Source organism: Thalassotalea psychrophila (assembly GCF_031583595.1).
Classification (GTDB): domain Bacteria; phylum Pseudomonadota; class Gammaproteobacteria; order Enterobacterales; family Alteromonadaceae; genus Thalassotalea_A; species Thalassotalea_A psychrophila.
On the sequence record NZ_CP134145.1, the window covers coordinates 240884 to 255543 of the forward strand.

General features: G+C 38.7%; 13 protein-coding genes. All 13 read left to right on the forward strand.

Annotated features, from left to right (window positions below; translation table 11 throughout):
* Positions 1-5: 5 nt before the first annotated feature.
* The 13 genes from RGQ13_RS01085 to RGQ13_RS01145 all read left to right on the forward strand — a co-directional run bounded on the left by RGQ13_RS01085 (position 6) and on the right by RGQ13_RS01145 (position 14580).
* Positions 6-1499 (forward strand): NAD(P)H-hydrate dehydratase, encoded by a 1494-nt coding sequence (locus RGQ13_RS01085; protein WP_348391716.1) that lies wholly within the window; start codon positions 6-8, stop codon positions 1497-1499.
* Positions 1496-1969, forward strand: coding sequence for a tRNA (adenosine(37)-N6)-threonylcarbamoyltransferase complex ATPase subunit type 1 TsaE (tsaE, locus tag RGQ13_RS01090; protein WP_348391717.1), 474 nt, complete (start codon positions 1496-1498; stop codon positions 1967-1969). Before RGQ13_RS01085 ends, tsaE begins: the two co-directional genes overlap by 4 nt.
* A 164-nt stretch (positions 1970-2133) precedes the next feature.
* Positions 2134-3399, forward strand: a complete 1266-nt coding sequence (locus RGQ13_RS01095; protein ID WP_348391718.1) for an N-acetylmuramoyl-L-alanine amidase — start codon at positions 2134-2136, stop codon at positions 3397-3399.
* Positions 3400-3420: 21 nt separating this feature from the next.
* On the forward strand, positions 3421-5292 hold the full coding sequence (gene mutL, locus RGQ13_RS01100) for a DNA mismatch repair endonuclease MutL (protein ID WP_348391719.1): 1872 nt from the start codon (positions 3421-3423) through the stop codon (positions 5290-5292).
* 46 nt (positions 5293-5338) lie between these two features.
* Positions 5339-6286, forward strand: a complete 948-nt coding sequence (gene miaA / locus RGQ13_RS01105; RefSeq protein WP_348391720.1) for a tRNA (adenosine(37)-N6)-dimethylallyltransferase MiaA — start codon at positions 5339-5341, stop codon at positions 6284-6286.
* A gap of 107 nt (positions 6287-6393) precedes the next feature.
* Positions 6394-6639, forward strand: coding sequence for an RNA chaperone Hfq (hfq, locus tag RGQ13_RS01110; RefSeq protein WP_348387544.1), 246 nt, complete (start codon positions 6394-6396; stop codon positions 6637-6639).
* Positions 6640-6671: 32 nt separating this feature from the next.
* Positions 6672-7958, forward strand: coding sequence for a ribosome rescue GTPase HflX (hflX, locus tag RGQ13_RS01115; protein WP_348391721.1), 1287 nt, complete (start codon positions 6672-6674; stop codon positions 7956-7958).
* A gap of 102 nt (positions 7959-8060) precedes the next feature.
* The gene (gene hflK / locus RGQ13_RS01120) at positions 8061-9215 is read left to right on the forward strand and encodes an FtsH protease activity modulator HflK (RefSeq protein ID WP_348391722.1); all 1155 of its coding nucleotides are present in this window, start codon (positions 8061-8063) and stop codon (positions 9213-9215) included.
* Between the two features lie 2 nt (positions 9216-9217).
* Complete coding sequence (gene hflC / locus RGQ13_RS01125) at positions 9218-10102, forward strand: protease modulator HflC (RefSeq protein WP_348391723.1); 885 nt, start codon at positions 9218-9220, stop codon at positions 10100-10102.
* An 85-nt stretch (positions 10103-10187) separates the two neighbouring features.
* Positions 10188-10376: a DUF2065 domain-containing protein gene (locus RGQ13_RS01130; protein ID WP_348391724.1), complete on the forward strand. Its 189-nt coding sequence runs from the start codon at positions 10188-10190 to the stop codon at positions 10374-10376.
* 145 nt (positions 10377-10521) lie between these two features.
* Positions 10522-11820 carry an adenylosuccinate synthase gene (locus RGQ13_RS01135; RefSeq protein WP_348391725.1) on the forward strand — a complete coding sequence of 433 codons (1299 nt, stop codon included), beginning with the start codon at positions 10522-10524 and terminating at the stop codon, positions 11818-11820.
* Between the two features lie 431 nt (positions 11821-12251).
* Positions 12252-13499: a malic enzyme-like NAD(P)-binding protein gene (locus tag RGQ13_RS01140; protein WP_348391726.1), complete on the forward strand. Its 1248-nt coding sequence runs from the start codon at positions 12252-12254 to the stop codon at positions 13497-13499.
* 250 nt (positions 13500-13749) lie between these two features.
* Positions 13750-14580, forward strand: coding sequence for a fatty acid desaturase family protein (locus RGQ13_RS01145; RefSeq protein ID WP_348391727.1), 831 nt, complete (start codon positions 13750-13752; stop codon positions 14578-14580).
* The last annotated feature ends 80 nt before the right edge of the window (positions 14581-14660 follow it).

A 14660-nucleotide genomic window follows, 5' to 3' on the forward strand; every position in this document is an offset into this window, starting at 1 on the left:
TATTTATGAAACCCGTTAAATTTTTGGCAAGCATACCACAATATGCCTATGAGGCTGAAGTGGTCCAAAAAAACGAAGGCATAATAGCTGAGCAGGAAAACTTAAGTTTATATCAGTTAATGGAATCTGCCGGATTAGCAGCTTTTCAGTTACTTCAGACTGAGTGGCCTAACAGCAAAACCATTTTAATTGTATGCGGTAAAGGAAATAATGCCGGTGATGGATTTATTTTAGCCAGGTTGGCTCTTGCACAGGGCATGAATGTGTACCTGCATAGCTTAGCTGCCATAAATGAATACCAAGGAGATGCACAGCTAGCTTGTCAAAAATATCTCAAAGCAGGTGGTAGCTTGCATAAATTTAATGAGATTGATTTAACTCGAATAGACCTCATCGTTGATGCTTTACTTGGTACCGGGTTGTCTGGAACCGTAAGAGAAAACTATCGTTATGTTATTGAATTAATAAATCAGCTAGAAAAACCAATTCTCAGCATAGACCTTCCTTCTGGATTAGATGCCAACACGGGGCAGATACTAGGATGTGCGATAAAAGCAGATATTACAGTAACATTTGTTGGTGTTAAAAAAGGCCTGTTAACCGGCGTTGCCAGTGATTACTGCGGTGAACTTTATTTCTCTGGTTTAGGCATTGGTGCGGCTTTTACAGAAAGCATTTCATCAAACATAACGGTTAATTCCTTAGGCTCTCTATGCTCATTACCCAGTAGGCGACAAAGCTCTCATAAGGGGAATAGTGGTTTCGCCTTAGTTATCGGCGGCAATTTGGGGATGCCTGGCGCGGCGAGATTATCCGCCGAGGCTAGTTTACGCAGCGGTGCTGGTTTAGTAGGTGTAATCTGTCATAAAACTAATGAAGCTATGATGTTATCTAATCGCCCTGAGCTAATGTTGCTTAAGTTTGATGGTGAATTTATTGATAACCAACAAAAAATTGAAAAGGTAAATGTGGTTATCGCGGGGCCGGGGTTAGGCACTGATGCTTGGGCTAAAAATAATTTTCAACAGGCATTAGCATTAAACAAGCCTATGGTTGTTGATGCCGATGGCTTAAATTTATTAGCGATTAACCCACAGTATCGAGATAACTGGATATTAACCCCTCACCCAGGTGAAGCTGCTAGGTTACTGAATTGTTCTGTGGCAAAAATAGAACAAGATAGGTTTGAGTCCGCTAGGGCTATTGCATTAAAATATGGTGGTGTTTGTGTATTAAAAGGGGCGGGGACTTTGATAAGTGATGGTGAAAATGTGGCTATTAATATATCCGGTAACCCTGGTATGGCTGTTGGTGGCATGGGGGATGTCTTGTCTGGTATCATTGGCGCTTTAATATTACAATTAAACAATATATTTTTAGCAGCCAAATACGGTGTGTATTTACATGGTCGAGCTGCTGATTTAGCAATAATTGATGGTCAAAAAGGCTTACTTGCCAGTGATCTATTTCCTTATATTCGACAGCTGGTAAATGAATGAAAGAAGTAACATTAACATTAGCCGATGAACGCGCGACTGTAGCAATGGGCAAACAAATAGCTGATATTACCAAACAGCTAAATTTAGATAATTTGTTAGTTTTCTTAAATGGAGATTTAGGCGCGGGCAAAACCACACTAACTCGTGGGTTTGTGCAAGGTATGGGGCACAAAGGTAACGTGAAAAGCCCAACTTACACTTTAGTTGAACCCTATGAGTTATTACCTTGGCATGTCTATCATTTTGACTTGTATCGTTTGAGCGATCCTGAAGAATTGGAATATATGGGAATTCGCGACTATTTTGCCTTAAAATCTTGCAGTTTTATTGAATGGCCTGAAAAAGGTGCTGGTATTTTGCCCCAAGAAGATCTTATTATTGATTTGCAGTATAATAATAATCAAAGACTCATCACATTATTGGCAGCAACAAGCCAAGGTGAGCAAATAATAAATTTAATAACCAATTGATTAACTATGAGGTCTACTTTTTAATCATTAAAAATGATCAGGCTTGTAATCAAATTGGAATAATAACATAAAGGCCAAATATCATTTGATATAGAGTCTTTGGGAAAGCGTAAATACAAACCATGAGAAGTTGTAGTCTAAAAATATTCGTAGTTTTTTTTAGTATGTTCGCCGTTAATGCTTGGGCTATTAACGTTATTGAGGGCGTGCGTATTTGGCCGGCTCCTGAAAACACTCGCGTGGTGTTTGATTTAAGTGATAAGCCTGACTACAGCTATTTTTACCTAAGCAGCCCAAATCGCTTAGTTATTGATTTCAAAAATACTCAAAATATTTCCAATTTAAGCAACCTTGCCAAAAATGATACCCGTATTAAGTTAATTCGCACTAGTTCAAGTAAGAACAATACCGCCGTGCGTTTAGTATTAGAGCTTAATAGTAGCTACGATGACAGTATTTTTGTGCTTGCACCAACAGGGCCCTATGGTGACCGTTTGGTAGTTGATTTACTGGATAAAAAACGAAAACAAGTTGCCAGCCACAAACCTAAAAATACTAAACGTGATGTGATCATTGGTATTGATGCAGGGCATGGAGGTGAAGATCCAGGTTCTATTTCTAAAAGTGGTACCTACGAGAAAAAAATCACCTTAGCCATCGCTAAACGCTTGCAAACTATTGTCAATAAAGAGCCAGGGATGAAAGCGGTAATGATCCGCACCGGAGACTACTTCGTTAATTTAAATCGTCGCACTGAAATTGCCCGCCAAAAACAAGTGGACTTTTTAGTGTCAATACATGCGGATGCATTTCATACCTCACAACCTCGCGGAGCGTCTGTTTGGATTGTAAATAACTCCAGAGCGCAATCAGAATTATCACGTTGGTTAGTAAATCGTGAGAAAAACTCTGAACTACTCGGTGGCGGTGGTGAATTAATTAAGCGTACTAATGACGATAATCTTGCCGTTTTCTTAGCCGATCTGACTAAAGATAAGTCACTAGAAATAAGTGACCGTATGGCAAATAATGTTATTAAAGAATTGAAAACCGTAACTAAAATGCATAAAACCAAACCGCAAAATGCCAGTTTAGCGGTATTGAAATCATCAGATATTCCATCAATGCTGGTTGAAACTGGTTTTATCTCAAATCCTTATGATTTCAAAAATTTAATGTCATCAAGACATCAAACCAAACTGGCAACTGCAATTTTTAACGGTATGAAGAAACACTTTGTTCGCTACCCTCCTGAAGGTTCATTATTAGCGAGTAAAAAACCAACACAACATAAAATTGGTCGCGGTGAATCGCTGTCAGTTGTTGCTCAGCGCTATAAAGTGTCAGTTAAAGCGATTAAATTAGCCAACAATTTGAAAACTGATGTGGTACGAATTGGCCAAACCCTGACTATTCCTCGCGTAAACTGAAGCTAAGAGAAGGTTAAATTAATGTCTATCGCGGTATTACCCGCTCGCCTTGCTAACCAAATAGCAGCAGGTGAAGTGGTTGAACGCCCAGCCTCTGTCGTTAAAGAATTAGTGGAAAATTCCATTGATGCAGGTGCCACAAAAATTTCTATCGAGATAGAAAAGGGCGGCTCTAAACGTATTAAAATTACCGATGATGGCAAAGGTATTGTTAAAGATGAATTAACCTTGGCGTTGTCTCGTCACGCCACCAGTAAAATTAAAAGTTTGGATGATTTAGAATCTATACATAGTTTAGGTTTTCGCGGTGAAGCATTGGCCAGTATCAGTTCGGTCTCGCGTTTAACCTTAACCTCTAAACCTGTAGAGCAAGACTCTGCTTGGCAAGCGATTGCTGTAGGCCGAGATATGCAGGTAGACATTAAACCTGCAGCTCATCCGGATGGTACCAGCATTGATGTTGAAGATTTATTTTTCAATACCCCGGCAAGAAGAAAATTTTTACGCACCGAAAAAACTGAGTTTACCCACATTGATGAAGTGGTGCGTCGAATTGCTTTATCTAAATTAGCAATCACCATTATCCTTAGCCATAATGGCAAAGTAATTAGACAGTATCGTAGTGCAAAAACCGAGAAGCAAATCGAAAAACGCATAGCTTCTGTATGTGGACAAGGGTTCATCGATAATGCCATCACTTTAGACTTTAAACATGATAATTTGCACTTGTGGGGTTGGATTGCTAAGCCCGAATTTTATCAACGTCAAAATGATTTAAGTTACAGTTACGTAAACGATCGGATGATGCGTGATAAATTAATCAATCATGCCATTAGACAAGCCTATGCTGATCGTTTGACTCATGATGGCTATCCAGCATTTGTATTGTTTTTTAATTTAGATTTTGCTGATGTGGATGTAAATGTGCATCCGGCAAAGCATGAAGTGCGTTTTCACCAAGCTCGGTTTGTTCATGACTTTATTTGTTCTGCCGTAGAGCAAACACTTAATGCCGAACAATCACCATTATCAGAAACACTATTATGTGATGAGCATGGTGAAGTTATTGAAAATGCGAGCCAGCCTTATGCTCGTGATTATGTGCAGCCTTTACAGATGGTTTCAGAAAAAACCGCCAACCAAGCTAACAATTACCCAAATACTCATCAACATAGCCAGCAGCGTCCATCGCAACAAGCGGTTGGTAATTATCATTCACTGTTAGCAACACCACATACAAATGTCGTAGACACAGTACCAATCGCAACCGGTGAGTCTTCAGTGGCAACAACATTTTCTTCCCCCGCTGAATTTGCTCCAGCAGTTACTGCTAGCCAACCATCGATTAATGATCAATTTCGTTTATTAACTATGGTAGGCGACCTTGTTGCTTTAGTTGAATACAAACAAACAATCTATTGTATGCAACTAAAACCATTGTGTATTGCAGTAAATAGAGAGTTGTTAAGTCAATCCTTTGCAAACGGCATTGTCTCTCAACCATTATTATTGCCAGTTTCTATTACCCTTGATAAAGCGATGATTTGTTTCATTGATACTAATCTAGAATCATTCGAACGAGCAGGAATTAAATGCACTATTAAAGGCTCTCAATGTATTATTCGCCAATATCCTGCGCAACTAAGAGATAAGGATATTAGCCAAAGCTTTTTGCAACTGCTTAATTTATTAATGGCAGATGAATTTTTATCAGAGCAGACCTGGTTACTGGCTTTAGCTGAACTTAAATTACCCGAGCAATTAGATTTAACACATAGCCAACAGTTGTTATTAAACGGTAAAACTTTACCAAACTTTGATCTTTCTGAGTATATGCGCTTGAATTCTATTGAAGTAGACCTTATTTCATACATTAATCAGCTAGCACACTAAATTTGTCCCGTGCTAGTACGAGTATATATTCAACACTTGAGAAGATATGAGCGAAAACCAGCAACAAAAGTTACCACCAGTAATTTGCATTATGGGGCCAACTGCCTCAGGCAAAACTGATCTGGCTTTTGGTTTAAGTGATCACTTACCTTGCGATATTATTAGTGTTGATTCTGCTCTTATTTATAAAAGTATGGATATCGGTAGTGCCAAGCCAACTAAAGATGAGCTTGCCAAATACCCACATAGGTTAATTGATATTATTGACCCAAGTGAGAGTTACTCTGTTGCAGATTTTTGCCGAGACGCAAAACGTGAAATAGATGATATTCGTAGCCGCGGCCGAATTCCTATTCTAGTCGGTGGAACTATGATGTATTTCAAGAGTCTACTTGAAGGCATTTCACCCTTGCCAGCTGCAAACGCTGAAATTCGTGCTGGTATAACTGCTGAAGCTGAACAAAAAGGTTGGCAACACATACATGATTTACTTAATGAAGTTGATCCTGTTTCAGCCGAAAGAATTCACCCTAATGATCCACAGCGATTAACCCGGGCTTTAGAAGTTTATCGTATAACTAATAAAAGCATGACCGAGTTAACCAAGATCAAAGGTGATACCCTAGATGGTGATATTCTACAGTTTGCAATTAGCACCACTGAGCGAGCCAAATTGCATCAACGCATAGAGCTTAGATACAACATTATGTTGGAACAAGGTTTTCAACAAGAAGTAGAACAACTTAAACAACGTAGCGATTTACATGAAGAGTTACCTTCAATTCGTTGTGTTGGATATAGACAAATGTGGCAACATTTAAACGGTGAATTTGATTATGATGAAATGATCTTTCGCGGTGTCTGTGCCACTAGACAACTCGCCAAGCGGCAACTAACTTGGCTTCGTGGTTGGCCAAACTTAACTTGGCTAACCACCAATGATGAAACTAATTTACAACAAATATTAAGTTGTTTAGCAAAGTTGAAATCATAGTGTATACTTAAAAAGCTCGTTGTGTAACTAACTAAATTTGCACAATTAATTTACTCTAATTTGGTTATCGTAAATCGGATTAACAATAACAATAAGGGGCCAATACAATGGCAAAAGGTCAATCTTTACAAGACCCATTTTTGAATGCTTTACGTCGTGATCGCATTCCCGTGGCAATCTACTTAGTCAACGGTATTAAACTGCAAGGCCAAGTTGAATCATTTGATCAATTTGTAATTTTGCTAAAAAACACGGTAAGCCAGATGGTATATAAGCATGCTATATCAACAGTTGTACCGTCTAGAGCAGTTAACACATCTAATCCGGCTGAATTTGCTCAACCGGGGGAATAACGCCTAAATGAAATTGAATTGGAATTGCTCATTTGTTTGATAGACATCAAGCAGGTGAGCAAGCTGTACTCGTTCACATAGATTTTCCGCAAGAAAACGCCCGTGAAGACCTACAAGAATTTGAAATGCTAGTATCTTCTGCTGGAGTAAATTCTTTAACTGTAGTTACTGGTAAACGAAGTACCCCTCACACTAAATTTTTTGTTGGTAGTGGTAAAGCTGAAGAAATTCGCGATGCAGTGAATTTGTATGATGCCGATGTGATTTTATTTAATCATGCCCTTAGTCCATCACAAGAAAAAAATATCGAAGCGTTGTGCGAATGTCGAGTTATTGACCGTACCTCACTTATTTTAGATATTTTTGCCCAACGTGCTCGTACACATGAAGGCAAGTTGCAAGTAGAACTTGCTCAACTTCGTCACATGAGTACTCGCTTAATTCGAGGTTGGACGCATTTAGAAAGACAAAAAGGTGGTATTGGTTTACGTGGGCCAGGTGAAACACAACTAGAAACCGATAGGCGATTACTACGCGATCGAATGCACAATATTCGAGGTCGTTTAGCCAAAGTAGAAAAGCAACGCCATCAAGGCCGCAGAGCTCGCGAAAGAGCTGAAATACCTACCGTATCTTTGGTAGGATACACCAACGCTGGAAAGTCTACCTTATTTAATCGAATTACTAATGCAGATGTTTATGCGGCCGATCAATTATTCGCAACCCTTGATCCGACACTAAGAAAGCTCCATATAGAAGATGTAGGGCGAATTATATTAGCCGATACCGTTGGCTTTATTCGTCATTTACCTCACGATTTAGTTGCTGCCTTTAAGGCTACTCTGACAGAAACCAGAGAAGCGGATTTGCAATTGCATGTAGTTGACATTGCTGATGAACGCCGCGCCGATAATATGGCGCAGGTAGATGCAGTTCTGGAAGAAATCGAAGCAAATGAAATACCGCAATTATTAGTATGTAACAAAATTGATAATTTGCATGATATTGCGCCGCGCATTGACCGTGATGATCAAGGTAAGCCGATTAGGGTTTGGCTATCAGCCAGAGCGAATATTGGTTTAGAGTTATTAGATATTGCTTTGTCGGAATTATTAGCGACAGACATTGTCAAACACACACTTAAAATACCAGCAAGTGCTGGAAAATTGCGTGGTACATTATACGAACTAAACTGTATAAAAGGTGAATCATACGATGAACAAGGAAATTGTTTATTAGATGTGACATTACCATTGCGAGAGTGGAATAAATTGTTGAAAGCAGGTAAAAGCGAAGTACAAGGCTTTATCCTGAATTAACCTGCTGTTACTATTGAAGTAACAAAGATAAATGAAGGTAAATATATAAATGGTATATTTACTCGTATAAATTTTTAAACATTGCACCAATTGGAGAGCAGAATGGCTTGGAATGAACCGGGGAAAAACGATAATGATCCCTGGAAAAATAAAGGCGGTCGTGATCAAGGACCACCAGATTTAGACGAACTACTGAAAGATCTTGGCAATAAATTTGGCGGGATATTTGGTGGAAATAAACCAGGCAAGTCTGGCGGCTCAGGTAGCGTTAGTGGCTTTGGCGCTGGCATTGTTATTGCTATTGCCGTTGTCGTTTGGGCCGTAAGTGGTTTCTATACCATTAAAGAAGCAGAGCGTGGCGTAGTGTTACAGTTTGGTGAATTTAATGGGTTAGTTGATCCAGGTATTCATTGGCAGCCTACCTTTGTACAAAAAGTAATACCAGTTGACGTACAAACAACGCGTAACCTTCCTGCCAGCGGTTATATGATGACGGAAGACTTGAATTTGATTCGAGTAGAGATGGCAGTTCAGTACCGTATTATCGATGCACGTAATTACCTATTTAGCGTAACGAATGCAGATAACAGTTTAGAGCATGCTTTTGATAGTGCGATTCGTTATGTTGTTGGTCATTCTGAAATGGATGATGTTTTAACAACAGGTAAAGAACAAGTCCGTCAATCAGTATGGGCAGAACTTGACAAAGTTATCGAAGCATACAATCTAGGCATTATTGTCTCGGATGTTAACTTTAAAAATGCCCGTCCTCCGGAGCAAGTTAAAGACGCGTTTGATGATGTAAATGCTGCAAAAGAAGATGAAGAACGTTTTGTTTTAGAAGCAGAAGCTTATGCGTTATCAGTAGAGCCAGAAGCTCGTGGTCGTTCTAAACGTATGGAACAAGATGCTATTGCTTACAAACAACAAGTTGTATTAGCGTCTGAAGGTGAAGTGGCAAAATTTGAAAAACTTTTACCTGAATATAAAGCCGCTCCAGAAGTTACTCGCCAGCGTTTATACATATCCACTATGGAAAAAGTATATTCAAATACTTCGAAAGTTATGGTTGATGTAGATGGCGGTAATAGCATGATGTATTTACCGCTTGATAAAATTATGCAGCAGCAACAACAAACGTCACCATATAAAAGAGAAAACAATCCGATGACGCAAGCACCAGCACAACAAGGTAAAAATTCAACAGTGAATTCATTATCTGGTCGCGCTGATCGTTTCAGCCGAGGAGATAACTAATCATGAAAAACTTTGCAATTATAATCCTAGTAGCGCTAGGTCTATTAACAGTTTCATCAATATTTGTTATTAATGAAGGCGAGCGCGGTATCGTGTTTCAATTCTCAAAAATTAAGCGTGACTCTACTGGTGAGATGAGAATTTTTTCTCCAGGTTTACACTTTAAAATACCATTCATTGAACGGGTGAATAAAATTGATGCCCGTATTCAAACACTCGATGGTGCTCCAGATCGTTTCGTTACGGCAGAGAAAAAAGATGTATTAGTTGATTCATACGTGAAGTGGAAAATCGTCGATTTTTCTACCTTCTATGTACGTACAGCTGGCGGTAATATTGACAATGCGAGTGCGTTATTAAAGCAAAAAGTGAACAATGGCTTACGTACTGAGTTTGGTCGTCGTACTATTGCACAAATTGTTTCTGGCGATCGTGATTCACTTATGGAAGAAGCCATGCTTAGTGCTGAATCAAGTAAAGTTGATTTAGGTATTGAAGTGGTTGATGTACGTGTTAAGCGTATTAACTTACCTGAAGAAGTAAGTAACTCTATTTACGAACGTATGCGCGCAGAGCGTCAAGCTGTAGCACAAGAGCATCGCTCACAGGGTAGAGAGAAAGCTGAAGTTTTACGTGCAACAGTAGACGCTAAAGTGACGGTAATGATAGCAAATGCTAAAAAACAAGCGTTCACTTTACGCGGTGAAGGCGATGCATTAGCAGCTAAAGTCTACTCAGATGCTTATAGCAAAGATGCAGAGTTCTTCTCTTTTGTGAGAAGTTTAGAAGCTTACGAAAACAGCTTTAGCTCTAAGAGTGATATCTTAGTGGTTAAGCCTGATAGTGAATTTTTCAATTACTTAAAGGCGCCTAAGTCAGGTAAGTAATAGATTATTTACTGCGTTAAATTTATAGCCCACCTTTAGGTGGGCTATTTGTTTATGGCATAAAATATAATAAGAAGGTAAATATATGTCATTAGAATTATTGTTAAGTGCTTTTGCATTAATGCTTGTTTTTGAAGGAATAGGTCCTTTATTATTTCCAAACCGTTGGCGCAGTTTTATCTTAAAGCTTGCCTCCGAGCAGCCAAATAATATCCGTCAAATTGGCCTAGTGTTGGTTGTTATTGGATGCATCCTATTGTTTTTGAACAACTAAAATTAAATTTTCAATTGCACTACCTTTCAAACCTTCTCACCGTTAACAATTTAACTACAAAAAAATCAATAAAATTGATGATCTAGGCATACTTGTTTGTTAAAATCCCCGCCTAATTTTCTTTCGAAATATGTAAAATATTATTATGGGCAAAAACGTCGTTGTTCTTGGCACCCAATGGGGTGATGAAGGTAAAGGTAAGATTGTTGACTTACTAACTGATAAGGCTAAATTTGTAGTTCGTTATCAAGGTGGTCACAACGCTGGACATACACTAGTAATTGACGGTGAAAAAACCGTGTTACACCTTATTCCATCTGGTGTTTTACGTGATAACGTAAAATGTATGATTGGTAATGGTGTTGTATTGTGTCCTAAAGCACTTATGACTGAAATTAAAATGCTTGAAGCTAAAGGCATTCCAGTTCGTGAGCGCTTACTAATTAGCGATGCTTGTCCATTAATCATGCCTTATCACAATGCTTTAGACGCAGCTCGTGAAGCAGCTCGCGGTAAAAAAGCTATCGGTACAACTGGCCGTGGTATTGGTCCAGCTTACGAAGATAAAGTAGCTCGTCGAGGCTTACGTGTAAGCGACTTATTCAACGCTGACGCATTTGCCGAAAAGTTAAAAGAAATTATGGAATACCATAACTTTGTTTTAACCAACTACTATAAAGCTGAAGCATTAGACTTTGATACGGTATTAGCTGATGCGTTAGCTGTTGCCGATATTATTAAAGCAATGACAGCCGATATTAGTGAAATACTTGACCAAGCTCGTAAAGCTGGTGACTCAATCATGTTTGAAGGTGCTCAAGGTACACTTCTTGATATTGACCACGGTACTTACCCATACGTTACTTCTTCAAATACTACCGTTGGTGGTGTTTCAACGGGTAGTGGTTTTGGTCCATGTAACCTTGATTACGTATTAGGCATAACTAAAGCTTACACTACACGTGTTGGTTCAGGTCCTTTCCCTACTGAGCTTGATGATGAAATTGGTCACCACTTAGGTACTGTAGGTCACGAGTTTGGCGCTACTACTGGTCGTGAACGTCGTTGTGGTTGGTTTGATGCTGTAGCAATGCACCGTGCAGTACAAGTTAACTCAATTACAGGTTTTTGTTTAACTAAGCTTGACGTATTAGATGGCTTAAAAGAGCTTAAAATTTGTACTGGTTACAAAACTGAGTCAGGTGAAATTATAACTGTGCCGCCAATGGCTGCGGAAGGTTATGAGAATATCACTCCAGTTTACGAAACAGTTCCAGGTTGGACTGAAAATACTGTTGGTGCAACAAGTGTTGATGCACTACCAGCTAATGCAATTGCGTACATTAAACGCCTTGAAGAAATTACCGGCGTACCAATTGATATTGTTTCAACAGGTCCAGATCGTAACGAAACTATGGTATTAGTGAATCCTTTCGCAGAATAACTAACTCAATAGTACTGATAACAAACCTCGCAATTTGCGAGGTTTTTTTTTACTTCAGGGATGATGGAATGCAAACTGCCATGGGCCGTTTCTACACATCCATGCGTTCACTGCATATACAACTTCCATGTTGAAAACGGCTTTAAGTTTGTAACTTCAGGGAAGAGCTATATGCAAAAATGCCAGGGACCGCTTATCAACATCCATGTCACAGCGGCATATACAATATCCCTATAGAAAATGGAGTATTTTTTGCTTTGCCTCATAACCTGAATCTATGTTTATCCCTGAAATTGATATGAGTTATAACAAATAAGTTATAATTACCGGTAACTTATATGAAAGTTTTCAGGTAATATTACAAATCCTAAAATTTGTTAACATTGCTCCTATAATTAGGTCTTAACTCACTTCATCAAAAGGTACTTACCATGGCTGATTTTCGTCAACAAGCTCTTGATTATCATGAACACCCAACTCCAGGTAAAATCAGTCTCGCACTTACTACGCCAGCAGAAACGGCTGAAGATCTTGCTCTTGCCTACAGCCCAGGTGTTGCTGAACCGGTCCGTGAGATAGCAGCTAACCCAGATGATGTTTATCGCTATACCAATAAAGGCAATACTGTCGCCGTTATTACTGATGGTACTGCTATTTTAGGGTTAGGTAACTTAGGTCCATTAGCATCAAAACCTGTTATGGAAGGTAAAGCGTTATTATTTAAGCGCTTTGCGAATATCGACTCGTTTGATATTCAGGTGAAGAACACTACGGTTGAAGATTTTGTAAATACAGTTGCTAACATTGCTGATAGTTTTGGTGGTATCAATTTAGAAGATATCAAAGCGCCAGAGTGTTTTGCTATTGAGAAAGCTTTGATTGAACGTTGTAAAATCCCAGTGTTTCATGATGACCAACACGGTACAGCTATTGTTACAGCTGCTGGTATGCTTAACGCCCTTGATGTACAAGGCAAACAATTAAAGCATGCAAAAATAGTGTGTATGGGGGCTGGCGCTGCTGCTATTGCTTGTATGGAACTATTAATCAATTGCGGTGCCCAACGTGAAAACATTTATATGCTTGACCGAAAAGGCATTATTCATACTCGTCGTGATGACTTAAATGAATATAAAAAATTATTTGCTAATAACACTGATAAGCGCACTTTAGAAGACGCTATCGATGGTGCCGATGTTTTCGTTGGCGTTTCCGGGCCTGATGTATTTTCAGCAGATCAGTTAAGCCTTATGGCCGCCAAGCCAGTAGTTTTTGCCTGTTCAAACCCTGATCCTGAAATTAAACCAGAATTAGCTCATGCTACTCGCGATGATTTAATTATGGCAACTGGTCGTTCTGACTATCCTAACCAAGTTAACAACGTACTTTGTTTTCCATTCATTTTCCGTGGAGCTTTAGATGTTAGAGCGAGAACTATAAACGCCGAAATGAAAGTTGCAGCTGTAAACGCTATTCGTGCAATTGCCAAAGAGCCAGTACCTGCAGAGGTATTAAAAGCAAGTGGCAGTGCAAGTTTAGAGTTTGGATCACAATACATTATTCCAAAACCAATGGATCCAAGGCTGCTTGAACGAGTTGCATACGCAGTGGCTAAAGCAGCGGTTGAAACTGGAGTTGCCGCCGTAGATATGCCTAAAAACTATATGGGCATGGCATAGTAAGCAACTTCTTTATAATAGAAACCGCATTTAAACAGAATATTGCTTAATGCAATCTAATTAAAGCACTAGATTATTTACATAATCTAGTGCTTTTTTATATAAAAATTTAACTAGTGAATTGGGCTATTTAACATTATTATGGCGTTTGAATTTTATAGCTAACTAAGTCAGGCCCATTTCCTCTTGAATATGATCACCAACCCCGCACTAAACAATCGATTTTTAAGAACCATGGGCATAGTTAACAATGACTTTTTTTAAATATAAAGCTGACTATGTGCCGGTATTTTTATTATGCAGTATTTTTGTTTTAGATCTTGTCGTATTTTTCAATGCTGAGCATCTTTGGCAGGTAGTCACTTGGATGATAATAGGCATAGCACCTAAAAGTGTATTTTGCTCATTCAGTCATCACCATCAACACCTTGAAACTTTTAAACAGCCTATACTAAATCGACTTATCGAAGTGCCTTATGCCTGCATCACCGGTATTACCAGTCATCTTTGGTTTTTGCATCATGTTGTTGGTCATCATATGAATTTTATGGATCAAACTAAAGATGAATCCCGTTGGAAAAGAGCAAATGGCAAACTAATGTCTGAGTTTGAATATGCTTTTTCAGTATGGATAACTTCTTATGCTCGTGCAGTTATTGTTGGCAAACGTTTTCCAAAACAAATGAAAATATTTATAATAATGGCGTTAATTCAATTAGGTTTATTAACTGTTTTATTTATAATTAACTGGCAAAATGCGCTATTTGTATACTTATTACCAATGGCTATTTCGTTATTTTTAACCGCGTGGCTGACTTATTATCATCATGCTGGCTTAGATACACAAAACGAATTTGAAGCTTCATTCAATTGCACTAATAGCTTTTACAACCTTGTAACAGGAAATTTAGGTTACCATACCGCTCACCACAAACGTTGGCGTCTACACTGGTCTTTATTACCCGAATATCATAAGAGCATTGAGCAAAAGATCCCTGAACACCTAATACATGACCGTTTCTTTTCAGGTAAAAAGTTACATCAAGCCGCGGTCAAAATTTCAGAAAAAACTGCAGCCTAATTATCTCAACTCGCTTGAAAGGATTAGATTCAGTAATAAAAATAATCCCTTTAAATAAAAATCATATCGCCATAATTTAC